Annotated in this window: 25 protein-coding genes; 11 read left to right on the forward strand and 14 right to left on the reverse strand. The window is 47.2% G+C overall.

From position 1 onward, the window contains the following. Window positions 1–107: 107 nt before the first annotated feature. From J2X75_RS22490 to J2X75_RS22525, 8 genes are all read right to left on the reverse strand, one after another. Complete coding sequence (locus J2X75_RS22490) at window positions 108–293, reverse strand: hypothetical protein (protein ID WP_307540368.1); 186 nt, start codon at window positions 291–293, stop codon at window positions 108–110. A gap of 192 nt (window positions 294–485) precedes the next feature. After that, on the reverse strand, window positions 486–1,097 hold the full coding sequence (locus J2X75_RS22495; protein ID WP_221823887.1) for a hypothetical protein: 612 nt from the start codon (window positions 1,095–1,097) through the stop codon (window positions 486–488). A gap of 255 nt (window positions 1,098–1,352) precedes the next feature. After that, window positions 1,353–2,111 (reverse strand): nucleoside phosphorylase, encoded by a 759-nt coding sequence (locus J2X75_RS22500; protein WP_307540374.1) that lies wholly within the window; start codon window positions 2,109–2,111, stop codon window positions 1,353–1,355. Window position 2,112: 1 nt separating this feature from the next. Beyond that, complete coding sequence (locus J2X75_RS22505) at window positions 2,113–2,784, reverse strand: sulfite oxidase-like oxidoreductase (RefSeq protein ID WP_307540376.1); 672 nt, start codon at window positions 2,782–2,784, stop codon at window positions 2,113–2,115. A gap of 47 nt (window positions 2,785–2,831) precedes the next feature. Next, window positions 2,832–3,755, reverse strand: coding sequence for an ABC transporter permease (locus J2X75_RS22510; RefSeq protein ID WP_310340223.1), 924 nt, complete (start codon window positions 3,753–3,755; stop codon window positions 2,832–2,834). Next, window positions 3,739–4,806, reverse strand: a complete 1,068-nt coding sequence (locus J2X75_RS22515; protein WP_017691012.1) for an ABC transporter permease — start codon at window positions 4,804–4,806, stop codon at window positions 3,739–3,741. The genes J2X75_RS22510 and J2X75_RS22515 overlap by 17 nt, the downstream gene beginning before the upstream one ends. Next, on the reverse strand, window positions 4,803–6,302 hold the full coding sequence (locus tag J2X75_RS22520; RefSeq protein WP_310340228.1) for an ABC transporter ATP-binding protein: 1,500 nt from the start codon (window positions 6,300–6,302) through the stop codon (window positions 4,803–4,805). The genes J2X75_RS22515 and J2X75_RS22520 overlap by 4 nt, the downstream gene beginning before the upstream one ends. Window positions 6,303–6,596: 294 nt before the next feature. Further along, window positions 6,597–7,628 (reverse strand): BMP family lipoprotein, encoded by a 1,032-nt coding sequence (locus J2X75_RS22525; protein ID WP_310340231.1) that lies wholly within the window; start codon window positions 7,626–7,628, stop codon window positions 6,597–6,599. Between the two features lie 276 nt (window positions 7,629–7,904). Here J2X75_RS22525 and J2X75_RS22530 point away from each other — a divergent pair, with 276 nt between their 5' ends. The 3 genes from J2X75_RS22530 (at window position 7,905) to J2X75_RS22540 (ending at window position 12,303) form a co-directional block, all read left to right on the forward strand. Further along, entirely contained in the window at window positions 7,905–9,326 is a 1,422-nt protein-coding gene (locus J2X75_RS22530) for a hypothetical protein (protein WP_310340234.1), read from the forward strand. A 243-nt stretch (window positions 9,327–9,569) separates the two neighbouring features. Then, window positions 9,570–10,160: a DUF5317 domain-containing protein gene (locus J2X75_RS22535; protein ID WP_091038128.1), complete on the forward strand. Its 591-nt coding sequence runs from the start codon at window positions 9,570–9,572 to the stop codon at window positions 10,158–10,160. A 310-nt stretch (window positions 10,161–10,470) separates the two neighbouring features. Continuing rightward, window positions 10,471–12,303, forward strand: a complete 1,833-nt coding sequence (locus J2X75_RS22540) for a bifunctional diguanylate cyclase/phosphohydrolase (RefSeq protein ID WP_307540387.1) — start codon at window positions 10,471–10,473, stop codon at window positions 12,301–12,303. A 134-nt stretch (window positions 12,304–12,437) separates the two neighbouring features. Here J2X75_RS22540 and J2X75_RS22545 read toward each other — a convergent pair whose 3' ends face one another. Further along, on the reverse strand, window positions 12,438–12,605 hold the full coding sequence (locus J2X75_RS22545; RefSeq protein WP_017691019.1) for a hypothetical protein: 168 nt from the start codon (window positions 12,603–12,605) through the stop codon (window positions 12,438–12,440). Window positions 12,606–12,909: 304 nt separating this feature from the next. On the opposite strand from J2X75_RS22545, the gene J2X75_RS22550 reads away from it, so the two are divergent. The 4 genes from J2X75_RS22550 to J2X75_RS22565 all read left to right on the forward strand — a co-directional run bounded on the left by J2X75_RS22550 (window position 12,910) and on the right by J2X75_RS22565 (window position 17,563). Next, window positions 12,910–13,740, forward strand: a complete 831-nt coding sequence (locus J2X75_RS22550) for a sensor histidine kinase (RefSeq protein ID WP_310340240.1) — start codon at window positions 12,910–12,912, stop codon at window positions 13,738–13,740. 1 nt (window position 13,741) lies between these two features. Then, window positions 13,742–14,398 carry a response regulator gene (locus J2X75_RS22555; protein ID WP_307540391.1) on the forward strand — a complete coding sequence of 219 codons (657 nt, stop codon included), beginning with the start codon at window positions 13,742–13,744 and terminating at the stop codon, window positions 14,396–14,398. Window positions 14,399–14,606: 208 nt separating this feature from the next. Beyond that, the gene (locus tag J2X75_RS22560; RefSeq protein ID WP_310340242.1) at window positions 14,607–16,322 is read left to right on the forward strand and encodes a copper resistance CopC/CopD family protein; all 1,716 of its coding nucleotides are present in this window, start codon (window positions 14,607–14,609) and stop codon (window positions 16,320–16,322) included. A 464-nt stretch (window positions 16,323–16,786) separates the two neighbouring features. Beyond that, entirely contained in the window at window positions 16,787–17,563 is a 777-nt protein-coding gene (locus J2X75_RS22565) for a YcnI family copper-binding membrane protein (RefSeq protein WP_310340245.1), read from the forward strand. 245 nt (window positions 17,564–17,808) lie between these two features. On the opposite strand, the gene J2X75_RS22570 is transcribed toward J2X75_RS22565, so the two are convergent. From J2X75_RS22570 to J2X75_RS22585, 4 genes are all read right to left on the reverse strand, one after another. After that, the gene (locus tag J2X75_RS22570) at window positions 17,809–18,081 is read right to left on the reverse strand and encodes a hypothetical protein (protein ID WP_017691024.1); all 273 of its coding nucleotides are present in this window, start codon (window positions 18,079–18,081) and stop codon (window positions 17,809–17,811) included. Between the two features lie 52 nt (window positions 18,082–18,133). Beyond that, window positions 18,134–19,474 carry a Tle-like phospholipase domain-containing protein gene (locus J2X75_RS22575; RefSeq protein WP_223868876.1) on the reverse strand — a complete coding sequence of 447 codons (1,341 nt, stop codon included), beginning with the start codon at window positions 19,472–19,474 and terminating at the stop codon, window positions 18,134–18,136. A 15-nt stretch (window positions 19,475–19,489) separates the two neighbouring features. Beyond that, window positions 19,490–19,771, reverse strand: a complete 282-nt coding sequence (locus J2X75_RS22580; RefSeq protein WP_100527832.1) for a hypothetical protein — start codon at window positions 19,769–19,771, stop codon at window positions 19,490–19,492. Between the two features lie 353 nt (window positions 19,772–20,124). Beyond that, window positions 20,125–21,381 (reverse strand): DUF445 domain-containing protein, encoded by a 1,257-nt coding sequence (locus tag J2X75_RS22585; protein ID WP_310340252.1) that lies wholly within the window; start codon window positions 21,379–21,381, stop codon window positions 20,125–20,127. A 332-nt stretch (window positions 21,382–21,713) separates the two neighbouring features. Between J2X75_RS22585 and J2X75_RS22590 the strand changes: the two genes are divergently transcribed. The 3 genes from J2X75_RS22590 (at window position 21,714) to J2X75_RS22600 (ending at window position 24,188) form a co-directional block, all read left to right on the forward strand. Then, entirely contained in the window at window positions 21,714–22,541 is an 828-nt protein-coding gene (locus tag J2X75_RS22590; RefSeq protein WP_091018397.1) for an aldo/keto reductase, read from the forward strand. Window positions 22,542–22,818: 277 nt separating this feature from the next. Then, the gene (locus tag J2X75_RS22595; RefSeq protein WP_256975236.1) at window positions 22,819–23,337 is read left to right on the forward strand and encodes a sigma-70 family RNA polymerase sigma factor; all 519 of its coding nucleotides are present in this window, start codon (window positions 22,819–22,821) and stop codon (window positions 23,335–23,337) included. Then, window positions 23,334–24,188 (forward strand): hypothetical protein, encoded by an 855-nt coding sequence (locus J2X75_RS22600; RefSeq protein WP_310340256.1) that lies wholly within the window; start codon window positions 23,334–23,336, stop codon window positions 24,186–24,188. The genes J2X75_RS22595 and J2X75_RS22600 overlap by 4 nt, the downstream gene beginning before the upstream one ends. Before the next feature lie 74 nt (window positions 24,189–24,262). On the opposite strand, the gene J2X75_RS22605 is transcribed toward J2X75_RS22600, so the two are convergent. After that, window positions 24,263–24,721, reverse strand: a complete 459-nt coding sequence (locus J2X75_RS22605; RefSeq protein ID WP_076216501.1) for a cupin domain-containing protein — start codon at window positions 24,719–24,721, stop codon at window positions 24,263–24,265. 256 nt (window positions 24,722–24,977) lie between these two features. Here J2X75_RS22605 and J2X75_RS22610 point away from each other — a divergent pair, with 256 nt between their 5' ends. Then, a complete protein-coding gene (locus tag J2X75_RS22610; protein ID WP_253429372.1) occupies window positions 24,978–25,829 on the forward strand; it encodes an AraC family transcriptional regulator in 852 nt (283 codons plus the stop codon). Window positions 25,830–25,887 lie beyond the last annotated feature (58 nt).

Below are 25,887 nucleotides of genomic sequence, written 5' to 3' on the forward strand. Positions count from 1 at the left end.
ATCACTGAATTTTACATTATTATACAACCAAAAAGCAGATACCATAAGGGTACCTGCTTCGCTAAATTTATCTTCATTCCATCAAGCCCATATGATGCTCATGTTGTTTATTTTTTCGAAGAAGCATTTCCTTCATTAAAAGCAACAGGTGATGGCTTCGCTGCCCATTCGTCCGCCTGCGGCTCAATGTCTACTCCGCTCAAGATTTTCTTTTTCTCCATCAAGGAATCCCCGTCTTCATCCAGCTTGTTGCGAATTTCCGCCTCGTCCTGAGGTTGATTGTTCTGTTTCATCGTAGAGTCCTCCCTTTTTCGTATTCATGTTGATGTTCCTTTATATAACCTGCCCACTTTCTGCATTATCATTCTTCGCGAAGGACAGGCCATCCACTTATTCCCCAGTTAAACATAATGACGTATAGATATGCGCCCTAATTACATGCGCATTCTCCATACGTCATTTTTCATGATATATCCTGTTCCCCGTTAATCGAAATCAACCTGTTTATCCAAAATGATTTCCTCTACTTTGTATTCCATCTCGGGTATTGAGGGAATCAAGGAGAATCGAACGTTTTCCAGAGAAGAAGGAAGGGCAGGAACCACTCGGAAACTAATTTGCGTCTCCCCACCTCCTCCACGACTGCCATGTCTCATGGTGATATGTCTCTGTTCGCTGAATATTTCCAGAGCCAAGTGTGGAACCATTTGTATACGCTCAGCTTCATTCCCTTTATATTGAATCTCCACATATACGAGGCTTTCGCCTTCATATTGCATCGAGTGCGTGATCATATACTCACACGAATCTTTAATCATTTTCTTCATAATCGGCACCACACTCGTCAATTGAAGAGGTTCACTTGGAAAGTAGTGTCTTTGAGGCATCGGTTGCACGCTACGGAGAACATATCGGATATCTTCCTCCTTCATATCCAGTAAGCTCACCCATTCATCGATGGTATTTTGAGGGGGTTGGTATTGGACAGCTCCGGTTATGTCCTTTCTGGCTGCGACCAGTTTCAAAAGTTGCTCATCAATCCGCTGTACCTCATCGCTGTATTCATTAGGAATTTCACGTAATTCACTCCAGCCCATATATAATCACTCTCCTAATTTAATGACATACCATGCAAATACAATTCGCTACTGTAACTTTATCCCCTCTTCTTTTTCAGTTTATTTAAAAGGCTCCACTTAACCAAAAACGGAAAAATCAAAAAGTAAAGGACGCCCCCTGGGTCATATTTATGACCTTACGGGACGCCCCTTTTATATTGTCCACCTCAAATGGACATCATCTACTGTTTTGATTGAAACAATAAGAAAAAATGTATACTTGCCTTAACTAACCTATGTCTGATCCTGACGAGCAAGCGCTACTAGCGCTTGCAGAGCGGCATTAATCTCGCGCTCCACCGCTTGTCCAACCGCATCTGTATGCGGATCATACTCGGCAGCCAGATCGCTGTCCGCGAATCCATCAATTGCGACAATGGCTCCGGCACGAGCGCCACGTAAGGTGCTGACAATGTAGAGTGCCGCAATTTCCATCTCGGCCGCAAGTGCTCCAGCCTGCTTGTACTTGCGGTGTGGAATCTCTTCCACGCCTGCAAAGAACGCATCCAGCGTTACGGTGATACCAACGCCCACTTTGCCTGCAAAGGTTGTAGCATCCGCGTTCCCCTGCTCACGAGCAGCTTCAATCAACGCTTGCGTCACCCCAATGTCCGCTACCGCCGGGAAACCATCCGGCACCAGTTGGCGAGTCAATCCATCTGTACGAACAGCGGCTGTACTCACAATCACACTACCTGCCGGATAATCAGCTGTATACGATCCCGCTGTACCTACACGAATCAGTGTCGTTACACCCGCGCGAATCAATTCTTCGAAACACACAGCTGCTCCAGGTGAACCTACACCATGGCTAACCACAGCGATCTGTACCCCTTCATACAATCCAACAAATGTACGATACTCCCGACTGAACGCCAGTTCTCTCGCCTGCTCCAGCTTACGGGAAATCTTCTCTGCACGTGCCGGATCACCACAGACGATGGCATATGCCGGCATGTCTTCCGAATGAATCTGCAAAATAGGCATCAACATATCAATCAAACTCCTTCTTCGTCCACTCGTCTTCCGGAATCGGCAGATCTTCACCCGAGAAGCGTTGTTCCTTGAACGGATCGGCAAAATGGTGGAAACCATTCACTTCCCAGAATCCGTTACGGTCTTCTGTCATAAACTCCAGCCCACGTATCCACTTCGCACTCTTCCAGAAATAAAGCTGTGGCACAACCATACGCAGTGGAAAACCATGCTTGGGTGTTAGTGGCTCACCGTTATATTTGAATGCAAGCAGTACGTCATCATGCATCAATTCTTCGAGCGGTACATTTGTCTCATAATCATGATCTGCATGGATCATGACGTATTTTGCTTCCGGCTTAACCCCCAGAAGTTTCACAAAATCGGAGAAGCGAATACCTTCCCACGGCGTATCGAATTTGGACCAACGGGTAACACAGTGAATATCACTCACCGTGTTCACCTGAGGCATCGCTTGCAACTCAGCTAGGGAGAACACCTTCTCCTCTTCCACTTCGCCGAATACCTTCAAGTCCCAGGTGGACAGGTCATATTCCGGCACTTCCCCTTCATGCAGAATCGGGAATTTCTCCGTCAGCATCTGTCCCGGCGGCAAGCGATCTCCATGATCATTGCCTGCTTTGGGTGCCGGGGTTTTTCCTTTTTTCAAACGTTCAGCCTTGTTATGCAAGTGGAATTCCTCCTTCTTCTTCTGCCTCTAGCATGGGCATTCAGGAATTAACGCGAGCTTCCGCCCGCTTTCAGTGCATCCTGTGCATAGGTACGGTCTTTGAAAAAGAACATTGCGACCAGCGTCACAATATACGGCAACATCAATGTGAAATGGGTTGGCAAGGAGAAGCCTTGCAGACGAATACTCAATGCTTCCATGAAGCCAAACAGTACACTTGAGCCCATCACGCCAAGCGGATTCGCTTGCCCCAACATCGTTGCTACGAGTGCAATGAAGCCACGACCCGCGGTCATACCTTCGGTAAACATCGTCACCTGACCGAGCGACAACTGTGCGCCAGCCAGAGCACACAACACACCGCACATCAGAACAGCACCGTACTGGATGCCTCGTACCTTGATCCCGATGCTCTGTGCTGCAATCGGGTTCTCACCGACGGAGCGCAGGCGGAAGCCGGATACACTTTTGAACAGATAGAATTGCAGTCCAATCACGAGCACAATACCGAGGTAGACCAAGGGACTATGTCCCGATAATACATCGCCCACCCACGGGATGTCGTTAATCAGCGGAATATCCCACTTGGGAAGTCCAACCATGTCTTTGTCGTAGTATGCACCTTTTACATCAAAAATCGCACGCAGTGCAAAGGTCGTCACCCCCGCAGCCAGGAAATTCAGCGAGATCCCGACCACGATCGCGTTGGCCTTGAGATTAATACTTATAAAGGCAAAGAGCGCCGAGAACAACATGACAATAATAATGGAAAAGAGTACAGCCAGCAGCACATTGCCAAACAGATAATTACCGACAATGGCGGAGAACGCACCAATCAAAACCAGTCCTTCGAGACCCACGTTGAACAGACCGACACGGGAACATAAAGCCCCACCGAGCGCTGCAAGCAGGATTGGAGTCATAATCCGCAAGGTTGAGCCAAACATGGCTGCATCAAACAGTTGTTGCATTGGACTTTTTCTCCTTTCTCCGCTTCAGGAATGAATAACCGATCTGAGCTGATACAAATAACGTCAATACGGCCTGAATGACACTGCCGACTTCCAGCGGCACATCCGTGTTCCGTTCCATCCCCATGGCACCTGTCTGTAACGCAGCCAGCAAAATAGCTGCTACAGCTGTACCAAGTGGATGCGAGCGGGCAAGCAGCGTGGCCATAATGCCGCTCCAGGCATAACTTGCGGATGACAGCGAGCCATCAAGGAAACGGTACTGTGTACCGAGCACTTCCCCCGCACCCGCGAGTCCAGCAAGTCCACCACTGATGACCATGGACAGCATCATCATGCGAATGCGGCGAACACCACCGTAGGTTGCAAAGGACGGGTTGCTGCCGAGCATGCGGATCTCGTAACCAGTCACCGTTTTGTGAGTGAACCAGTAGATCAGAATAGCCGCGACTATGGCAATGATGAAGCCAGCATGCAGTCCCATGCCCTGGAACAACTTTGGCAACCAGATACTCTGATCAATCATGGGTGTCTGAGCCATCGCTGCAGATCCAGTCCGATCCTTGAATGGATAGGAGACCATGTATCCACCAAAATAAATGGCAATATAGTTAAGTAATAAGGTTGTAATCAATAAGTTCATGCCGAAACGAGCATCCAGCCAACCTGCAAACAGAGACCAGATTCCCCCGGCAACAATACCTGCCACAATCGCAGCAATACACACAAACCAGCCTGGTCCTGGCAGATAGAGCGCCGTGAGCGCGGCACTGAGCCCGCCAAGAATCATCTGACCTTCGGCTCCCATATTGAAAAATCCGGCACGGAATGCCAAGGCTACGCCAAGTCCCGCCAAGATGATCGGTGTGGAACGAGCCAGTGTATTGGTGAAGAAGTAGAAGTTGCCGAAGGCCCCTTTCCACATCTCCGCATACGTATCCACCACATTACCGCCAACAATCAGAATCGCCACAGCCCCTGCAATCAGACCGATGAATACGGCAAGCAGCGGCTGTACGAGTCCGCGAAGTGTTTCTTTTACCCGATTCATATCCGCTCTTTCCCTCCTGCCATTAACAAACTGATCTGTTCCTCAGTTGCTTCCTCTGCTCTCAGTTCCCCGGCAATTTCGCCTTCATACATGACAATAATGCGATCCGATAATTGCAATATTTCCGACAACTCCGATGAAATGAGCAGAATACCCGCACCTTCACTTCGTTTGCGTAGCAATTCGGCATGAATCGTCTCCATCGCTCCGATATCCACACCACGTGTTGGTTCGGCTGCAATCAGAAACGGTGTATCCTGTGCAAATTCACGAGCGGCAATCAGCTTCTGCAAATTACCTCCGGACAGAAACTGTGCCTTGGTCTCCGCAGAACCCGTCTTGATGCTGAACTGTTTGATCCAGCTTTCTACCATTGTTCTTGCTGCTTTGGCTTTGATAATGCCACGCGACTGCAAGCGATGGTGATGTCCCATCAGCCCGTTCTCGCGAACGCTCGCATCTTTGGCCGCTCCCCACATGTAACGATCTTCCGGAATATGAGCAAGTCCATGCTCCCTTATGCGCCGTACAGGCCAGTTCGTTGTATCCTGCCCGGAGAGCAAGACACGACCACTGTCCGCCTTACGCAGTCCCGCAATCACTTGAATCAATTCTGACTGGCCGTTACCTGAGATACCCGCTATGCCAACGACCTCACCTTTACGAACCTCCATATGAATCTCCTTGAGCGCCGAACGATCCTTCGCTCCGGACAGATTAACCCCTTCCACCTGAAGCACAGCTTCAGCCGGAACCGATGGCTGCTTGTCCATACGCACAAGTTCACGACCAACCATCAGACGAGACAATTCCTCCACATGTGTATCCTTCGCTTCCAACGTGCCTGTCACCTGACCATCCCGAAGTACCGTGATCCGGTCGGCTACATCCATGACTTCTTGCAGCTTGTGCGTGATCAGTACAAAGGTTTTGCCCAGTTTGGCGAGCGATTTCATGTTCGCCAGCAGTTCTTTCACTTCAAGCGGAGTCAGTACCGCCGAAGGTTCATCCAATATAATGATGTCTGCGCCCTGATGCAGCACCTTAAGAATTTCAACACGCTGCTGCATGCCAAGCGGGCACTCGGACACTTTTTTCCACGGGTCAACCGGCATGCCATATTGTCTGCCAAGCTCGTTCACTTGGGCCGCTGCTTTTTTGCGGTCAAATGCGCCTGCCTTAGCCGGTTCGCGTCCAATCACGATGTTCTCCGCCACCGTAAAGGAAGGGAACAGCATGAAATGCTGGTGCACCATGCCGATGCCACTTGCCATCGCCTGGGACGGCGTGGCAAAGCTCACCTCATGTCCACGGACTTTGATTGTGCCTGACGTGGGCTGTTCCATACCGTACAGCATACGCATCAAGGTTGTTTTACCGGCCCCGTTCTCACCGACAAGGGCATGAATCTCTCCCTCACGCAAATTAAAACGGATGTCACGGTTAGCGGTGAAGCCGCCGTATTTCTTCGTAATCTGCTCCATCTCCAACAGCATATCTCGCGTTCGCTCCTCTCAGTTCAACTTAAAAGGTTACACTCGCCACTACGATGACAGAGCAACCTTCCGATCGCTGTTATCCCCAGATTTTTCGATTCCCTTTATATAAAGGGGAAAATCCGGAGATAAAGGCGAACGCTTTGCTTCTTCAGGTTATTTCTGTCCTCTTCGTTATCGTGTAAACGATAAGTTGAACATATACTGGTCATTTAATAGCAGCAAAACCGGCTGCCTGATCGGGCAGCCGGCTGATCATTTCCATCACTCATTCATTGAAAAGAACATTCAAAACTATTGTTGCAATGGATCTTTGACTACGATTTTACCGGATACGATATCATCCTTGATTGCTTTCACTTTGTCGATCACTTCTTGTCCAACAAAAGCATTCAGCGGGGATTCGCTATCACGTGTAACGTAAGTCAGGCCCACACCGTCTTCTTTCAAGCCATAGTTCACTGCACCTGCTTTGAAATTGCCTTCTACAAAATCTTTCACAGTCTCATAAGCAACGGTATCCGTTGATTTCAATTGAGACAATACGATATGTTCCGGGTCTTCAACGGTACGGTCCGTATCCTGACCTGAAGTATAGAAGCCTTTTTCTTTCGCTGCTTCGAACACGCCGAGATCGCCTACAGCGGATGCGCCAGCGATGAAGTCAGCGCCTTTGCCGAATTGTACCAGCGCCAATTCTTTTGCTTTAGCCGGGTCATTAAATCCACCTACATAGTTCACGAGGAATTCTGCATCCGGATTGACGGAATCCAATCCCGCTTTGAAACCTTCTGTATATTTCTTGATCAATGGTACATCCATTGCTGCGATCATGCCGACTTTGTCTGTTTTGGTGGACAATCCAGCAGCTGCACCGAGCAGGTACGCCCCTTCATATTCACGGAAACCAACGCTACGAACGTTAGGAAGATCAACGGTTGTATCTACAATTGCAAAGGACTTGTCCGGATTCTCTGCTGCGACTTTCTTCAATGCATCTTCTGCCTGGAAAGTTGCTGTAATAATCAGATCATAATTCTCGGCAACCGCAGCACGCAGATTTTGTTCAAATGCTGCCGGGTCTGTCGATTCAATCGTCTTGGTATCTACTTTGAATTCTTCGCCTGCTTTTTTGAAACCTTCATCCATCTGTACAAAGAAAGGGTTAACCCCTATTTTTTCGGGAAGTACGAGGGCCATCCGAAGAGATTTCTCCGAATCACTGCCTTGGGCGGATTGTTCGTCTTTGGAAGCCGAATTCCCACAAGCTGCCAACAAAATAGCCAACATGATGATCGATAAGACGAACGATAAACCTCTTTTCATTTTGAAAATACCCCTTTTCAACATTCTTTTTTCTTATCCTAGCGGATACTGTCGATCCTTGTCAATAAATCTTTGAGCGTATACACTCAAATAGAATATAATTTACAATTCGCTTTCTACCAAGCTTTGGAAACCGTTCTGTATCAAGCTTTTTTTCGTTGACATCCAGCGCGTCTCCGTGCTAAAGTCAGTCCAATTATTCTATTCTGATAGGAATTGTCAGAATTATAACCCAAAGCTGATTATTTTCCAACCCATTTTAAGGAGGCTATTCATTTGAAAAAAATCACCCAGATCACGTTGGCGGCCCTACTCGCCGCTCCGGTAACACTCGGCAGTCTAAGCCTGCCCTCTTCGGCTTCTGCAGCATCTGCAACTCCGGCTAAACCAACCACTTCACAAAGTGTCAAAGGACCGGTAGCTCAGGCTCCCGTCGCTTATACGGAAAGCGCAGCGGATTTTGCTCAATTCTTGCAAGCGAAATACAACATTCAATTGCCGCAACAGATGACCAAAGGTGATTTCATTCAAGCCATTGCAGCTATCACGGAAGCAACTCAAGCAAGTGACAGTGAAGCCAAAGCTCCTGTCTTTACCGATCTGTCTTCTGGTGATTCTTCATATGATGCTGCCGTATCCTTATACAATAATGGGGTTCTTACGGGTACAGAAGTACGCGCCAAGGATCAACTGAGCACTTATGCGGCGGTCTTCATCGCGGTGAAAGCAGCCGGATTCAAGGAACTGGCTTATACATATCCTGCAGAGAAAACAGCCAAAGCGCTTGCCAAAGTTGGCATTAACCCGAACCGTGTTCAGGGACAAGCCGCACAGGAACTGGCTGCGGCGATCGATACAGGCCTGATTCCCGAAAGCCTGTACCCCGCTCTCCTTAAGGGTGGCGTAGCAAGTAAAGATTTCGCTAATACATTGCTTGGACGCGTACTGGTCAGTCAAGGGAAATACAAACATGAGATTGGGCGTTCCGGCGATGCGGACATCTATTCCAAATTGTATGCTGCATATCGCACAGCGGATCTGATCGAATCACCTGAGCTGAGAAAGATTGTGGATCAGGCGCTGCGAGATGATCTCGTAACAGGTTACAATCTGAAGGATAGCCGCTTTGATTCCAACTTTATCGATGAACTGACACTTACCTACGGCCACGATAATATTCAACATGCTGTACAGTTGGTTGGTTTGTTGCGTAGCGAAGGTATTGATGCTGATGTACAATTCCAGCCGAAGACATCTGCCTTCATTTATTTGAAGGAATGGGGCGAGCCGAAGGAAACACCTGATTATAAAGTGACACAGATCGAGAACGGCAACTATATCGCTTCTGCGAAGGAATATGATATTCAGTTCGAGTTCAACAATGTGGCAGACAAAGTTCGCTTCAACGACATTGTGCTGAAATATGCTAAAAAGAACAGTGACAGTACATCTCCATTGATTCTCAGTTCCTGGTGGCAACCGTTGTATTATTCACCAACCACATTGGCGAACTACCCTGTCATTTCCAATAATAAGATCGCGCTTGGCAATTACTATGCTCAGTCCTTCTCTCTGAAAGAGAATGCCAAATCCATTCGTGAAGGTTTCCTGAAGCTGGCACCTGATGCGGACATTACGACGTATGACTTCTGGGTGGACCAGCCTTTCTTCAACTATCTGAACGGTGGATCTGAATAAAATAAATTCCGTCTCTAACCAAATTAAAACTCGTATTTTGGCACCATAAGCAGCCGTCCTTTACCGAATTTCACAGGGGTTTCGACCCCTAGATTCGTAAAGGCGGTTTTTTGTTCAGCATTTTGCAAATTTCTTCTACAAAATCATTTTTCTCATGCAGGAATTACCAATATAAGGTCGAATCCTTTATGTACACAAACACGCAATCATATTGCATATCTCCGCACGAACAGGAGTTACTCCATGGTATATGACGGTATTCTACTAGGCTTGATCGTTGGATTTTTTCGGGGCGGGTTGCGGCATGGGCTCAACCAGTTTGCAGCACTCAAGCTGCGAAGCGGCTGGATTTTCCCTGTATTGTTGCTGATCCAGTTCTTTATTTTCTATCTCCAGGAACGATTCGAATGGGTGGCATCCATTAATGGATATCTCTTTGCTGCCGTCTACATTACAGGGCTCGCTTTCCTGTGGCTCAACAGACACCATACCGGTTTCATGCTCATCTGGGTTGGGGTATTTCTCAATTTTGCCGTGATGGCAGTAAACGGTGGGCGCATGCCTGTTTCTGTGGAAGCTTCCGCTGTACTGGGACCCTATTATGTAGACATGCTCAGGGAAGGCGGCGCCGTATCAAAGCATTTTATGATGGATGCATCTACAAATCTGCCTTTTCTCGGTGATATCATCCCACTCTCCAGCCCTTATCCACGGACTCAAGTTATCAGCATCGGTGATGTGGTCATGAACGTTGGCATATTCCTTTTTATCCAATACATGATGGTGAATCGGGACAAAAAGGCTGTGCAACCTGCTAAAACTCATCAGGCTTGAAGAAAACAGGTAGACTCCAAGGAAGGGAGGTCTTCTCCATGAAAAAATTTGAAGGTGTGAAATATTCCCGCATTGTCATCAACGCAATCATCGTGGCTTCTGTCGTTGTAGCGTTAACTTCGGGATACAAGCTGGGCGGCTAGTATCCATACCGCCAAACAAGACAAACAGGCTGCCAGCGGCCTGTTTTTTCTTTCTGGATTTTTGCCAGGCAAATTGGTATGTTAAACATCTATATAATATATCCCTATACAAGAACGCCAATTATATACACATCAAGAGTAGACTAAACCCAAGCAGGAGATTTTTTATGAACTTTATTCGTAACCTTATCCATAAGGCAGATCGAAGCAGTCTGTATGTTATTTTGCTTAGTTGTACCGGGATCGGTGTTTTTCTGTACATGAACAAGTGGTCTTATCTTCATCTAACCACGGCGGATTGGGTTATGGTCTACACCATGCTGGGTGCGGCGTTAATTTTGGATTATTTCACGTTCCAGATTCCACCCAAAGGCAATCAGCAATCCATGGATTCATCGGTATACCTTGCCTGTATATTCATGTTTGGCGGAGCTTTCAGTTTATCTATACTGCTTCCTGTCTCCATCATCCTGTTAATCAAAGAGCGCAAGCTTACCTGGTGGAAACACATTGTCAATTTCAGCATCTACAGTCTCATGATTACAGGAGCAGCTGCTGTGTTTGAGTGGACTGGTGGGCAATCGGGAACTCTGGACGGCTATAACCTGATTCCGTATTTTGCAGCGCTCGCAGCCTACTTCATCATCAACACGATCACACTTGGCTTATTCTTTCATTTCTCAACGAAGGATGCATTACAGCAGATGAAGCGGGCATTCGTTACCGAATCCCTGCTGGTTTATTTATGTACGCTGATTCTGGCGCTTGTATTGACGATTCTGGTTGTGCATAATGGCGTACTCGGTTTGTTGTTATATCTGAGTCTCAGTATTCTGCTCTCCCATGCATTCAAGCAGTTGTTTGTCATGTATCAGAGCATTGAGGAGAAAGCTAACACGGATCAACGCACAGGTCTGTTCAACCATAGTTATTTTGAAAGTATGTTGGAAAATGAACTGACTACCGCTCGTACGCAGGGAACACCGCTTTGTCTGGGACTTATTGATATCGATGATTTCAAAAAGTATAACGATCGGTTTGGCCACCTACAAGGCGACAGTCTGCTGGCCCTGCTGGGAGATTTTCTGATGCGAAAGACGGAAGGCACACCTGTTACCGCCTTTCGTTATGGAGGGGAAGAGTTTACTTTGCTCATGCCAGGCATGGAACTGGACGAATCCTACAGGTTTATGAACAAGCTGCGTAAACAACTGAACGACACGCCGTTTGAAGGTGTTGAAGTGTTTCCACACGGTTGTCTCTCCTTCTCTGCTGGCGTCGCGCCCTATCAGGTGGATATGTATAACAAATCCCAGCTCGTGGATCAGGCGGATAAAGCACTGTATTATGCGAAGAAACAGGGCAAGAACAACGTGCACCGCCACGGCAGCAATGATGGCATGGAACACGAGATTGATCTGGTACAGGACGTTCGTGACATCGAGCAGCAGCTCAATCTGTTCAGATACAAGGATATGGATACGTTTAAACATTCCAAACGGGTCTACAAATATGCACTGGATATCAGTGAATTGCTCGCACTGGACAATGCGGAAAAACGTCGTTTCGTGCTGGGAGCACTGATTCATGACATCGGCAAACTGGAGATTCCTTGGTCCATTCTGAACAAAAAGGACAAGCTCACCGCAGAAGAATGGGAAACGATCAAGGGACATGTCACCTGGGGCAAAAAAATGGTCATCACGAACGATCGCTTCGCCGATCTGATTCCGTATATTGAACTTCACCACGAGCGCTATGATGGCAAGGGCTATCCTTACGGCCTGAAGGGTAACGAGATTCCCCGGCTGTGCCGGATGCTGACCGTGATTGACTCCTTTGATGCCATGACGACAGAGCGGCCGTATCAGGAGACCAAGAACGTGGAGGAAGCCATTAGGGAGCTGCGCGCATGTTCGGGTTCACAGTTCGATCCGGAGCTTGCCGAGTTATTCATTCGATATATTGAGAAAAGAACCGCTCTGCAACAGTTGCTGTAAGATAAATGAGGCTTTTTTATAGGCTCTAAAAAAAAATCAAAGCGCTATCCCCGGTCTGATCGGAGATAGCGCCATTTTCATTTTCATGGAATGAATCGTACACCAGACATCTTCATTCTCGTGCAGATTCTACATTAAGATTTGGTATTCAGTTCATGTGAGGTCTGATGCAGCTCTTTGATCATCTGCTGCAAAAACATGTTGTCTTGGCGACTGATACCGTGCTGATTGTCTTGAACAAGCATCTGGTGAATGTTCTTTTTGAGCAATTCACTGCGACGTTCCAATACTTCTTGACTCATGTTGTTGCTTCACTCCTTAACATGTTTTGTAATGAATTCACGTTCTATATAAGTATAGAGGACCTTCTCCGATAGGGAAAACGGACTCAGCCTTCCTCAGCTGTTCACACCAACCCTCACCTAGCGTGACAACATTTCACCCCTTGTCGTTCTTAGATATCCTTCTAAATACTCCCTGATCCTCCCCAGCTTTCTCCAAAGACACAGACTAGGGTCTTGGACAAGCTTGCGTTATAATGGTCCCATCCCTGTATAAATAAAGTACCTAATTAAGCTAATCCTAGATCAAAGGAGTTCTGCATTCATGTCCTATAAACAAATTAAATGGATGATTCTGCTGATCCCCACATTCACGGTTGGCATCTGGGAATACATTCGCCATCAGTTTCTGATGCCATACCTTTCGATGGATGCAGGAAACTGGTTAACACCCCTCATCGTTTACCTCGTCAGCGTGACACTGCTCAGCCGATTGTTCCACATGCTCGAAGGTGCCAGGGCTGCTCTGGAGCAGGAACGCGCAGCGAAAGCAGCTCTGGAAGCTCGTGACCAATTGGCAAGAGAACTTCATGACGGCATATCTCAGTCTCTTTTCCTGCTGTCAGTCAAGACCGATAAAGCAGGCCGTAGTCTGGCAGGGAGCGGACATGAGCATGAGATCCAGGAGATTCAAAAAACCGTGCACGAAGTCAATACATATGTAAGGCAAGCTATTGCCCAGTTGCGTTTTGTTCCTTCCTCTACGGTAACATCAGAAATTATTTCACTGCATGCGCAGGTCGAAGTGCTCGTCAAGGAAACGGTACCTGGTGCACAGATTCATTGGGACCTCAGGGGTGTAACGTTCTCTGCCAAGGAGCAAGTGGAGCTGCTCGCCTGTATCCGGGAGGGTTTACTTAATGTACGCAAACATGCGCAGGCTACCCGCGTTCAGGTTCATGCGGAAGGTAACCCAATTGCCTGGTTCATTTATATTCAGGATAATGGGAATGGACTAAGTGGAGATCCTCTTCATCTGAAGGATCGGTACGGACTGCGAATTACGAAGGAGCGTGCTGCCGAGATGGGTTGGTCTTTTACCCTCGATTCAAGACCAGGGCATACACGAATGACGATAGGAAAGGAGCATACTTAATATGGAACATGTACGTGTATTGGTTGTTGATGATCATGCGCATGCGCGTGAAGCGATCTGTAGCATTTTATCCGAGGACAGCCTGTTTGAAGTGATTGGTACAGCTTCGAATGGACAGGAAGCGCTGGAGCTCACCGGACAATGGATGCCCGACCTAATCTTGATGGACGTGCAGATGCCGGGCATGGATGGGCTGGAAGCCACCCGTCAGATCAAGCTGCAATTCCCTTATGTTATTGTTGTTATGGTCACGGTATCGGATGATGTGACGTTTCTGTTCGAAGCATTGAAACAAGGCGCTCAAGGCTATTTGCTCAAAAATCTAACGCCTTCCACCTGGCTTGAATACCTGCGCGCCATCGTCAGTGACGACGCACCGCTCAGTAAGGAACTGGCCTACCGAATTTTGCAGGAGTTTCCCGCACCACGCAGTGAAGATGTGCAAGATAACCCGCTAACGGCGCGGGAGCTTGAGATTCTGCAATGGGTATCCGCGGGATATACCAATCGGGAGATCGCAGATCAACTCGGTATTTCAGACCAGACGGTGAAGAATCATCTCAAAAACATTTTGCAGAAGCTCCAGCTTGAAAACCGGGTACAACTCACCCGCTACGCACTAGAGAGTGGGCTTGCAGGACGTAAACTTCGCAAATAAACATTGTTAATTCGAAGTCAATGATGCGTCCGACATAGGTGAGAAATGACATAGCATTCATGCTTTTGTCACAATTATGTAGACCAAATCGTTTTTTTATAGCCCAATGTAGTCATACGCAGTCATTTTGGACAAAGTTATAATGGGTTAGATTGTGTTTAAAGGACCATGAATGACTACAAATCTATAACCTGAGGGTGATGATTTTTTGATTTTTACACGCTTTACCCTGAAATGGGGCAAACGGCACTGGGCATTGGTCACCTGTCTGTTGCTCGTATGTTGCCTAGTTATGCCACAGTGGGCATCTGCCCATGCTTATATTGTTAAGGCTTCGCCAGGAGAAAATGAGATCCTCGTAGCTGCTCCGGAACGGCTGACGCTGGAGTTCAACGAATCCCTGCAGACGGCCTTTTATGATATCAAAATTACCGGCCCTGACGGCAATCAGGCAGACGATGGAAATGTAAAGATTGATGTAGATCGCCCTCATATTCTGGAGACTGGCCTGCAGGCTGGACTCGGGAACGGGACTTATGCCGTCAACTGGAAAGCTGTGTCTGCCGATGGACACCCGATTCAAGGCGCATATGTTTTCCATATCGGAGAACCTTCCGGATCGCCTGCTGGGCTAAGTGATCTAACATCCGGTTCGGGTTCAACAGGCGGGCCGCTGAAATGGATCGTATCCCTGACAGACTGGATTCAGTATCTCGGATTGTCTGTCATTCTTGGGACACTTGCATTCTTGCTACTGCGAATCGCACCGACATCCATGACAAGAGAACCTATGGACGTTCCGGGCAGCTACAGATTGTTATGGATCAGCTATGCTGCTGCTTCCTTTGCCGCTCTGGTCAGCCTACCACTGAATACGTTATATGAATCTGGTGTGGCTCTGGGTGAGCTAAGCTGGGCACTGATCGGAAGTGCGCTTAAGCTGACATCCTTTGGCCAGATCTGGATGTTACAGATACTCATTGTAATGCTACTGGCCGTCACGATTCTCTCCGGATATGATCGCGATCGATCCATCCGTGCTCGCATTTGGTCTTCTTACGGGTCACTCGTGCTCGTGCTTGGATGGCTGTTCACTCATGCCATGACGGGACATCCGGCTGCTGCCGATCAACGTGCTCTCGCGATTGCCATGGACTTTGTGCATCTGATCGGTGCCGCTTTCTGGATTGGTGCATTAACCGCCATGGCGATATGTCTGCCCCCACTGGCAGATAAGCTGCCTTCGAAGGTACGAGGAGAAGTTTACTGGGTTGCTATTCGCAGGTTTACCGCCTGGGGGATTGGCGCCGTAGCCGCTCTGGTTGCTACAGGGATATACAGCAGTCTGATTATTCTGCCTGCACCCGTGCTGACCTCCTTGTTCACTACAGCCTATGGCCTTGTCCTGATCGGCAAGATCGTCCTGCTGATTGTGATGGTTCTCTTTGCATGGCGTCATGCCAGATTAGCAAGAGCAGCAACAGGAAGCAGATTATCCGGTAGCCTGAAAGCCGAGCTTGCTACTGGTGCTGTGATTCTCGCCCTTGCTGCCGTACTAACACACCTGTCTCCAGGACAACCGGCTGCGGTCGGTCCGTATCAGGAGACAAAGACTACAGAAGACGGCTCGTCGATCACACTTCAGGTGAGTCCCAATGTGACGGGAGAGAACCAATTTGAAGTCGATGTGAAACGTGCAGATGGCAGTATCGTTAACGATCTGGAACAGATCACACTGTCACTCACACATCTGGACATGGATATGGGGATCTATGAGATTACCATTCCGAAAAATGACACCGGTGTGTATAAGGCTGAAGATTATATCTCCATGCCTGGCCGTTGGAATATCAAGGTACATCTTCTGACCAAAACGTTGGATGCATTGGATGCCGAATTTGAGATCGACACCGCCAAGCCATAGTTACACAACGTTTATATTGAAAAGAGACCCAATTTAAAATTAGTGTTTCTACGAACTGCAAATGTAATGAAGGATACGAAATTGATTCTGGAGAAGCGAAGCACTCGCCTTTATTCCCGGATTTCAACTTATTACTATATAAATTGAACTATTATTTACACTGAAACGGAGAGGGCAGAAAAAACCTGAAAAAGCGAAGCGTTCGCCTTTATCACCAGATTTTCCCCTTTGAGAAAAGGGAATCAAAAAATCTGGGGATAACAGCGATTGGAAGGTTATTCTGTCATCGGAGTGCATGTGTAAACCATCTTTAGTTCAATTTATATAGTTGAATCAATAAAATCCGGGAATAACGGTGATCGAAAGAACAATTCGTAACCGAAACGGCCTTTGCAGAACGTAGACACTCATTTAAGAAAATGGGCCGCATCATATATGATAAGAACTGAGAGGGGTTATTTATTTTGAAGAAAACATCATGGATTTCCAAACTAACATCCACTATCGCAACAGGTACCGCAGCATTCATGTTATTCGCCGGATTCGCGAGCGCTCACGTTACCGTTAGCCCATCCGTTGCACAGACAAGCGCATGGCAGACGTACACGATTAAGATTCCATCCGAGAAAGAACTGCCTACAACCAAAATCACGATGAAAGTTCCGGAAGGTGTTGCATTCAAGCAATATCAACCACTGGCAGGCTGGAAAATCACTACAGAGAAGAACGACTCCAATGAAGTAACATCGATTACTTGGGAAATTGACGGCGATAATGAGGGAATTCTGGCAGGACAATTCCAGCAATTCAACTTCGTTGCACAGAACCCTAAGGCGGAAGCTGAAGTAGCTTGGGATGCCTTCCAATACTACAGTGATGGTAGCATCGTAGAATGGACAGGCCAACCAAGTGACGCCAACCCGCACAGTATCACAACGATTAGCGAAGATCCGGCTGCTGCTGGTAATGCTGCGGCAGGTGGAGGTCATGCCAACGATGGACATGATAGTGCAGGTACAGAAGCAGCCACTGGGGATAATGCAGCTACCGACGATAGCAAAGCAAACGATGACACCACGCTGGGCGATGCACTCAATGACACCGTTACAGGTGAGCCAAACAACACAGATACAGATCCGGGTACGCTGAAGCTTCAACAAGCAACATTGATCGTATCCATTCTGGCCCTGATCCTGTCCTTCTTGGGGATCGCTTTGGCTACACGTCGCAAAAAACGTTAAAAACCAACTTACAGATTTACGAAAACCTGAGAAAAATTCAGATAACAAAAAAGCCTATGGCATAAGGGTTCAAACCCGATAAGCCATAGGCTTTTTTTCTGGTATTCATACTTTTTACTCCGTGGTTTAACTCTCAATCATGCTATTTATACTCACAATTACATACAATCGCGCGCATTTCTCCACGGTCATACTCATCTTAACGCTGATTACCATCCGCAATATGGCATCAGACTTACCACTCTTTAGCGTTCCTGATCCGTCTGGATCATGATCTCAATGTATTGCAGCAAGCTTTTCTTCTGCTGTTCGATGGATTGAATACGTCTGGACAGGCCCGCAAAAAACTCTTCAATCTGCTGCCTTGTATGATCGGCAGACTGCCCCTTCCAATCGTTCAGGCGACTATATAACGCCCTCGCTTCCTGTTCATCGGCTTGCAGACGGGCAAGCAGCTGTGTAAGTTCTTTTTCGGCAATTCGAAGATCATTCAATTCCACCAGCAATTGTCCACCCACTTGCGTTCCCCTCCCCCCATGTACGTGATATCGACATTAACCAACCTGGTTCCTAATTAAAATGAACCGGACTCTCGTCCGCCTGCCGGAAGGCATCTGCTTTCTCATCAATAAAGTTCAGGAACTGGCTGGTATGTTTCATATGCCATGTGCTAAGTTCTTGAATCGACGCGTCCAGTTGGGTGACAATCGGCTCCAGCCTGCGACTGCGGCTTGTATGCAGGTATTGAGCCATGCGGCTTCGTACCTGGTTTAGCTCGGCATTGCATTGTTGTGCATTTTGCTTCCACCGCGAAGCGACACTTTTCAGTTCTTCCGGCGTTACCTGAATCAGACCTGAAGCCGCAGCAGCCGAAGCCATACCTCCTCCGCCGCCAGACTTGGAACGTAACGGACCGAAGTTCTTGCTGAACGGTCCCATGTGATCCATAAGGCGCGGTGAATAGCGGATTCTCTCTCCAGTAATCGGATCGTACAGGTCATTGGATATGTAACCGTTTTTGAAATCATATTGATCCAAACTGTGATAGTTTTCCCCGCCAAATGAGTTCTTGGCTTTATCGATAATGCCCACTCCATCATTTGCATCCTCATAATTGGAATTAATGTAGAAGGTCGATCCCACATGCCGGTCATATCCTCCCAGCGTTCCGCTGGCTACCAGATCACTGGGATTCGCATAGTTCACAACCTGCCCGTCAAATGCACCCGCTTCAGCCCGGCGCCGCATTTCTGGCGTCAAATTACCCATTACAGATGGTGCACTAAACGTCACGGCTGGAATTCCTGTATAAGCAGACGCATATTGTGCATTTCCCCCGCCCAAGGAATGTCCAGTCATCGAGAAATTCAGATCCTTATGCTTGTTCTGCATGTGATTTGCGTAGTCTTCAGATTGATACATCTGATTGGCCCAACCTGTAGGGGAAACGGTTTTTTCAATATCCTTTACGCGATCACCCGTCCAGTTCTCCACGTCTCTTACCCTGTCACCAGCCCAATCCTCCACTTTGGATATACCCGTGAAGTCCTTGACACCTTCGACCCCTTTGTCGAGCCAATCCGGCGTAAGATTATTGACAAAATTCCCGGCCTCCTGCTGGCCCTTACGAATCAACTCTCCGCCCCCAATGCGGCCATCCATGACAAAGTCAGGTACAGAGCGATCCAAGGACGCACTTCCTTCTGTACCACGATAAGCAATGACAGCTTCCTTGGTCTCGGGATTATAAAATGTTACAGCATCAAAACCGGAAAATTTATTGCTTTCCGTCCCCTCAAGGACCTCCCATCCGGGAAGTTCCGTTAATTTGTCTCCAGCCTTTTGATCCTGGTAGGCTAGATCAGACATCGTTTTATACGTTTCATCATCAATATTGGACCCGTTACTCAATAACTACACCTCCCTTTATTTGTCGTATGGATTATGTCCCTTGGCCATCATCACTTCCTCAATCTCAGGGCTAATGACCAGGTTCTTGGTTACCTTCTTTTTGTAGTCGTACGAAATGCCAAAGCTCTGATCTTCATGATCTTTCACATGCCCTTTCAGCCCAATCTGGGACACTGCCATTTCCGGTAACAACTCTTTGCTTGTAATCACAACATCCAGTTCAAACTTCTGCTTGAAGTGCTGTATTACGGTTGCTTCAGCTTCTTGGTACAAAGCTTCCTTCTCACTTGCATTCATGTTCTGACAACCTCCCAGAAATATAGTAAACACCATCATTAGTGTGAATAAACCCTTCAACCATCCTGCACGTTTAATACGGATCCCCCCTCTTGGTAGAATCGAGGCATTCACTATATGTGAAGTACACCCTATTCATCTGTTACCTGCATCATAGTACAAAATCAACATGAGCCATATCGGCTAACAGGATCGTTTTCATGTAACTTTCTTCCTATATGATTCAAATAGGACACTTTGGTGTACATTACCCACTTTCCTAATTCTTGCATCAAGCACATGATAATTTTCCCATCCACGACAAAAAGAGCCTACTCCTCGAAAGAGCGGCCCTCCTTTTGCATGATTTACTGTTATGCCAATGCCATCTGCAGCGCAGTCAGCGCAATCCCGATAACAAATCCGGTAACGGCTCCGTTGATCCGAATCCATTGCAGATCCTGTCCAACCTTATCCTCAATCATCGAAACCAAAGTGGCATTGTCCATTTTGTCCACATTTTCGCGTACCAGTTTACCGATTTTGGAATGGTTTTTCTCCAGCAGTGTTGTGACGCCATTTACGATCTTGGCATTCATGCCTGTCATCAACTCGTCATCTGCCCGCAGATCAACCAATACCCGCTCAATGGCTGGCAGTGCATACGTATCTACATACTGTCCATCTTCCATCGCGGCGAGCGCCTTGTCTCTCAGTTCGGTGAGTTTGTTCAGCACCGTTTCCTCTGCGTTCCAGCCCTCCAGCATGTTGTTCTTCCAGCTGTTGATTCCATCTTGCATAGCCTTGCTCATTGCCAGACGCACCGTCTGGGTACGTACCATATCAAGCACCTTATACCTTAGAGCGCTGCCTTCACGTTTCATATCCTCTACCCGATCGAAGAGATATCCTTGTAAAATGCCACCCAGACGCTCCTCGTTCATATAACCAAGGAACGCATTCATCGCAAACTGCATCAATCCGTTCATTTGAATGCCGCTGATCGCTTTCATCCCGCTTTCACCCAAAAACATGATCGTCTCGGGTTTAACCAGCCATTCCTCAGCTTGCTTCAGTCCATAGTCCAGCGCTTTGGCATCGTAACCCCGCTCTGTCATCTGATGGGCAGCCCGCTCCAGAATCGGACCCAGATCAAAAGCGCCCGCCTGCGACTTGATCTCAGCCGCTACGAGTGGAGCAATCTGCTCTAACGGCAGACCAGCCAGAATTCGTTTGCAGAGCGTATCAATCATGGTCTTGATTCCGTCATTGTGAAGCTCACGTGTCAACGTATCGAGTACCGTCTCTGCTGCTTTGAAATCTGCAATTTTCTCGGTAATGCTGTCTTTATTGAGCAGGTTATTCTCTACTGCGGAGACCAGACCTTCCGTCATTTTATCCCGATTTTTCGGCAGCAATGCCGTGTGTGGAATGGGAATGCCGAGCGGGTGCCGGAATAATGCGGTAACGGCGAACCAGTCCGCAAGTCCACCCACGAGTCCCGCTTCAAATGATCCTACCAGCAACTTGCCCACGGGAACGCCCTGGAACGGCAAGGATGCAGCAAAACCTGCTCCCATTACCACGAGAGACCAGGCTGCTGCTTTTTTGGTTTGTTTAGGTTTAGCCATTGTATTCTTGCTCCTTTATCGTTAGTCGTACGGTCTGGTCTGTACCCGATTCCGTACTTCGTCTGTTCTTATGTAAACTCTCCAATTACAAAGTCTTGACTTCCATATTTCGTATACTTCATCTTATCACCCACAAGCGTCAAAACCAAACCTCTGGTTGAAGAAAAAGGATAATAGCGGTGTTTACGTCGTAAACGCACCGCTCCCTTTTCCTATACCAGGAATAATTTAGTATAATCAATCATAACGGCCCTTCGATATCGATTGGCTGCTGAACAGCAGGGTAATTACATAGTGGAACAATGAATCAATCAGAGGAGGAATTTCGGACCATGAAACACGTGCAGGACACAACCACGCTCTATAACGGAGTCAAAATGCCATGGCTAGGTTTTGGGGTATTCAAAGTTAAAGACGGAGACGAAGTCGTTCATGCTGTCAAAACAGCCATTCAAGCTGGTTATCGTAGCATCGACACAGCCAAAGCGTATAACAACGAAGCAGGTGTCGCTCAGGGTATTCGTGAATCTGGAGTAGCTCGTGAGGATCTGTTCATTACCACTAAAGTATGGAATAGTGATCAGGGATATGAATCCACGCTAGCTGCCTTCGAAGCCAGCATGGAACGACTCGAGCTGGAGTATCTGGATCTCTATCTCATCCACTGGCCGGTTAAGGGCAAGTACAAAGATACATGGAGAGCACTGGAGAAACTCCATAAAGAAGGACGCATCCGAGCGATCGGTGTGAGCAACTTCCAGATTCACCATCTGGAAGACTTGATGATCGATGCCACGGTCAAACCAGCGGTTAATCAGGTGGAGCTTCACCCACTTTTGATTCAATCGGAGCTTCGTGAGTATTGCAACAAACATCAGATTCAGATCGAAGCCTGGTCTCCGCTCGGACAAGGTCATCTGATGGATCATCCGTTACTTCAGGACATCGCCGCCAAATACAGCAAATCCCCCGCACAAGTCATTCTGCGCTGGGATCTGCAGAACGGCATCGTGACTATACCCAAATCCGTCACGCCTGAGCGTATTCGCGAGAACGCCGATCTCTACGATTTTGAGTTAACTCCGGAAGAAGTAGAGCAGATTAACGGACTGAACGAGAACAAACGCTTTGGTTCCGATCCCGACAACTTTAATTTTTAATATAAACATCATAATTCGATTACACCCGCCTTCGATCTTAGAAGAGCGGGTGTTTTGTCATGTGATGTTATAGGCAATCTATTCGTAGTTAAGAATGGAGGCGAGGACAGCTATTCAGTACCGAATCTGTGCCCAAAAAAAGTTTTTTGACAGTTTAGAACTATTTGATCTCCTCATCAGTCTAACGAGTGTAAAGCGAACTCAAGCACTTATATAGAATCCAGGCCTGGAACGAGCGGTGACTTGAATATTTAGGTTTATCATGGGGGGATCAGGAGTGATTAGACTGAACCATAGAAAGACAAAAGAAGAACAGTTCAGCGAAAAAATAACAGAGATTCAAAATAAATTATATCGACTGGCATACTGCTATGTTAAAAATGAACAAGAAGCGCTGGATATCGTATCCGAAGCGGTCTATAAAGGGTTCATCGCTTATGGAAAGATGGACTCCATGACTTATTTTGATTCCTGGATGTCACGAATTGTGATTAACACAGCGATAGATCATATTCGACGCAACCAGCGATTGACCTATATGGAGGATCATGCGCAGGAGTTTGTGGCTCCAGAGCGAGGGGCATCCGTGGAAGAGAAAATGGATCTGTATGATGCACTGGATCGACTCGTACCCGAAGATAGAGCCTACATTATATTAAAGTTTTTTGGTAATATGCGTTTTCGAGAGATCGCTGAAGTGCTCTCCCTGTCAGAGAATACCGTGAAGTCAAAATTCTATCGGATTATCAACAAATTAAAAATGGATTTAATCGAAGGAGAGGTTGGAGATCTATGACTAGTAAAGAACGTTATGAAAACATTGAAATTCCAGCTCAACTTCCAGATGTTATTCGTCGTGCCCAGCAAAAGGCTGCCGCTCGCAAAAGCTCATCCCGTATCATTCGCTACGCTTCCAGTTTGGCAGCATGTGCCGCTTTGCTGCTCATTATTAACATTCCTACTGTCGCAAACGCCATGGTCAAAATACCTGTGGTCGGAACGATTGTTCAGGTCCTTCAATTCGGCGATGGCGGCAAGATTACGGATGGGGTAACCGTAGGTTCAGAAGCAACTGAAAATACGCTTAAAATTAATTTTAGCACCGACGAGCAAGATCAGACTAATGATGCACCCCATTATAATGTGGTGCACAAAGAAGCACCGAATCGTATCCTCTTCACGTTTAGCGGTGCACGTTACATGGATATAGAGAAAGTCAAAGCCGACTTCATGACTCAGCCTTTAGTGAAAGATGTATATGGTTCCATGATTTTAGACGACTCTTCCGTCGGATTTGTAGTTGTTTTAAAAGAAGGGGTACAGTATGCCGTAACGGAATTCAAGAACCCTGGATACCTGGAAGTGAAACTGACTTCCGACGGCAAACCGGTCACACCTCGGAAGGTATACTCTCTCCGCACAGAATCAATGCCTTTTGGAGAATCGATGGGTATAATTAAAGAATCCTATCCGGATGAGGACATCTCCTTCCTCAAAACGTCCACTGGTCAGTTTACAGCAGTTATTGGAGAATATCCTACCGCTGAAGAAGCTGAACAGAAGCTCAAAGAACTCGCCGGGCAACCGGATTATCATGAGGAGTTTTATATGGACAGCTGGATGAGTAACGAAAATCCAATGGATTAGTCATTGCCAAAAGAAAAGAATCCCGATTCGGATGCGTCTGCACCTGGATCGGGATTTTGTGATAAAAGTTATACTTAACCTTTGGATACAAGCTTGAAATCATCAAAGTGGAAACCTGGCGCAACTACGCAAGTGACCAGTACAGGCTCATCGCCCAGCGGACGCGCTGTCTGCCATACGCCGGCAGGAACGAGCACCTGTGGTGATTGCCCCGCAGCAATATCCATCCCCAGAACAAGAACTTCCTCGTTCTCCGGGTTCTCCCCATTGCCACCCAGCTTCAGTTCAACTGGACTGCCGCTGTGCCACAGCCAAAGTTCATCGGACAGAACCGTATGCCACTCGGAGATTTCATGTGCGTGTAGAAGGAAATACGTGGAACTTGCCGAGAATCGTGGGCCGGAGTATGTATCCGGCAGAACGGACTGTGGAATCTGATAAGATGCCTTCCATTCTTCCTTATACCAACCGCCTTCAACGTGAGGCTGCATATTGAGTGCAGCAACCAATGGCGATAATTCATGTGTCGTCATAACCTGTTTCCTTCCTTCCAAATCATATTGGAGACACTCCTTAACCAGAGTTTGGCCTCTCTCCCCCTACTCTAAAACATCATTCAAGTTTTGTCACCTTGACAGCTCACATGGGCCATGCCAGATTCGTTCTTTCGGTATTTAACGATATATTAAAGAAATATTTCATTTCCAATGATAGCGTTTACAAAAAGATGGATTTTCCGTTATGATATGGATATCGTTGTTAATCCGTGAAGCAGAGAGGAGCTGTGCCATGAGTCTCATAGAAGATCGGATTGGACCCAAATATCGAATCGGTGAACATTCATTTACCATTGAACATATGCGCAGACATGATGGGAACGGTATGCCAAAGCCTCACGCTCATCCATTCTACGAACTGTATTACCTGCTTGAAGGTGAACGCGTTTATTCCATGAATGGTCAGATTCTGTCGGCCCGCAAGGGTGATTTTATTCTGATTAATCCTCACGATGTACATACCACCTCCAAAGGAAGTATTCCTGGCTTCGAACGGATTTTAATCGGTTTTTCGCCTGCTTTTGCAACGGGGATGGAACTTGGCATATGCGGTCTGCTGCCTTTTAATTGTTCAAGGCTCCTTCGCCTGCCTGAAGCGGAACAGCCCGAGATGGAGCGTATATTGTGGCAGATGCTGCAAGAATGCAAAGAGCGACGCCCTCACTATGAGATCGCCGTAAGAAGCCTGCTTGCCCAACTTTTGATCCGTATTCATCGGGTAGAGGAGGACATCCGGCAGTCATGCCCTGGTCCTTTACATCCGATGCAGGACAAAATCAGTGAAATCGTTACATATGTGAACAGCAACTACACCCAACCACTTACGCTGGAGGGTGCAGCAAATCGTTTTTATATCAGTCCATCCTATCTGAGCCGAATGTTCAGCCGATTTACCGGGTTTCGATTTAGTGAATATTTACGGGTTGTTCGTGTCCGGGAAGCACAACGAAGATTGCTGTCCACACAAGAGCGTGTCCAGATGATCGCAGAGAAGGTAGGATTTGAGCATACTGCTCATTTTAACAAAACATTCAAACAGGTCACCGGTACAACACCGCTGCGCTATCGCAAGGAACACCGGTAGATCATCAGATAACTTCATATAAAAGCCGAGTGGGTAGCCTTGCTCCAGAGATTACGTA

The organism is Paenibacillus sp. 2003, from assembly GCF_031455635.1.
Taxonomy (GTDB): Bacteria; Bacillota; Bacilli; order Paenibacillales; family Paenibacillaceae; genus Paenibacillus; species Paenibacillus amylolyticus_B.

What these genes read in the sequence shown, in the direction of transcription:
- J2X75_RS22490 (WP_307540368.1), bottom strand. Translation starts at nt 293, where the DNA reads ATGAAACAGAACAATCAACCTCAGGACGAGGCGGAAATTCGCAACAAG.
- J2X75_RS22495 (WP_221823887.1), bottom strand. Translation starts at nt 1,097, where the DNA reads ATGGGCTGGAGTGAATTACGTGAAATTCCTAATGAATACAGCGATGAG.
- J2X75_RS22500 (WP_307540374.1), bottom strand. Translation starts at nt 2,111, where the DNA reads ATGTTGATGCCTATTTTGCAGATTCATTCGGAAGACATGCCGGCATAT.
- J2X75_RS22510 (WP_310340223.1), bottom strand. Translation starts at nt 3,755, where the DNA reads ATGCAACAACTGTTTGATGCAGCCATGTTTGGCTCAACCTTGCGGATT.
- J2X75_RS22515 (WP_017691012.1), bottom strand. Translation starts at nt 4,806, where the DNA reads ATGAATCGGGTAAAAGAAACACTTCGCGGACTCGTACAGCCGCTGCTT.
- J2X75_RS22520 (WP_310340228.1), bottom strand. Translation starts at nt 6,302, where the DNA reads ATGCTGTTGGAGATGGAGCAGATTACGAAGAAATACGGCGGCTTCACC.
- J2X75_RS22525 (WP_310340231.1), bottom strand. Translation starts at nt 7,628, where the DNA reads ATGAAAAGAGGTTTATCGTTCGTCTTATCGATCATCATGTTGGCTATT.
- J2X75_RS22535 (WP_091038128.1), top strand. Translation starts at nt 9,570, where the DNA reads ATGGTATATGACGGTATTCTACTAGGCTTGATCGTTGGATTTTTTCGG.
- J2X75_RS22540 (WP_307540387.1), top strand. Translation starts at nt 10,471, where the DNA reads ATGAACTTTATTCGTAACCTTATCCATAAGGCAGATCGAAGCAGTCTG.
- J2X75_RS22545 (WP_017691019.1), bottom strand. Translation starts at nt 12,605, where the DNA reads ATGAGTCAAGAAGTATTGGAACGTCGCAGTGAATTGCTCAAAAAGAAC.
- J2X75_RS22550 (WP_310340240.1), top strand. Translation starts at nt 12,910, where the DNA reads ATGTCCTATAAACAAATTAAATGGATGATTCTGCTGATCCCCACATTC.
- J2X75_RS22555 (WP_307540391.1), top strand. Translation starts at nt 13,742, where the DNA reads ATGGAACATGTACGTGTATTGGTTGTTGATGATCATGCGCATGCGCGT.
- J2X75_RS22580 (WP_100527832.1), bottom strand. Translation starts at nt 19,771, where the DNA reads ATGAATGCAAGTGAGAAGGAAGCTTTGTACCAAGAAGCTGAAGCAACC.
- J2X75_RS22585 (WP_310340252.1), bottom strand. Translation starts at nt 21,381, where the DNA reads ATGGCTAAACCTAAACAAACCAAAAAAGCAGCAGCCTGGTCTCTCGTG.
- J2X75_RS22590 (WP_091018397.1), top strand. Translation starts at nt 21,714, where the DNA reads ATGAAACACGTGCAGGACACAACCACGCTCTATAACGGAGTCAAAATG.
- J2X75_RS22600 (WP_310340256.1), top strand. Translation starts at nt 23,334, where the DNA reads ATGACTAGTAAAGAACGTTATGAAAACATTGAAATTCCAGCTCAACTT.
- J2X75_RS22605 (WP_076216501.1), bottom strand. Translation starts at nt 24,721, where the DNA reads ATGACGACACATGAATTATCGCCATTGGTTGCTGCACTCAATATGCAG.
- J2X75_RS22610 (WP_253429372.1), top strand. Translation starts at nt 24,978, where the DNA reads ATGAGTCTCATAGAAGATCGGATTGGACCCAAATATCGAATCGGTGAA.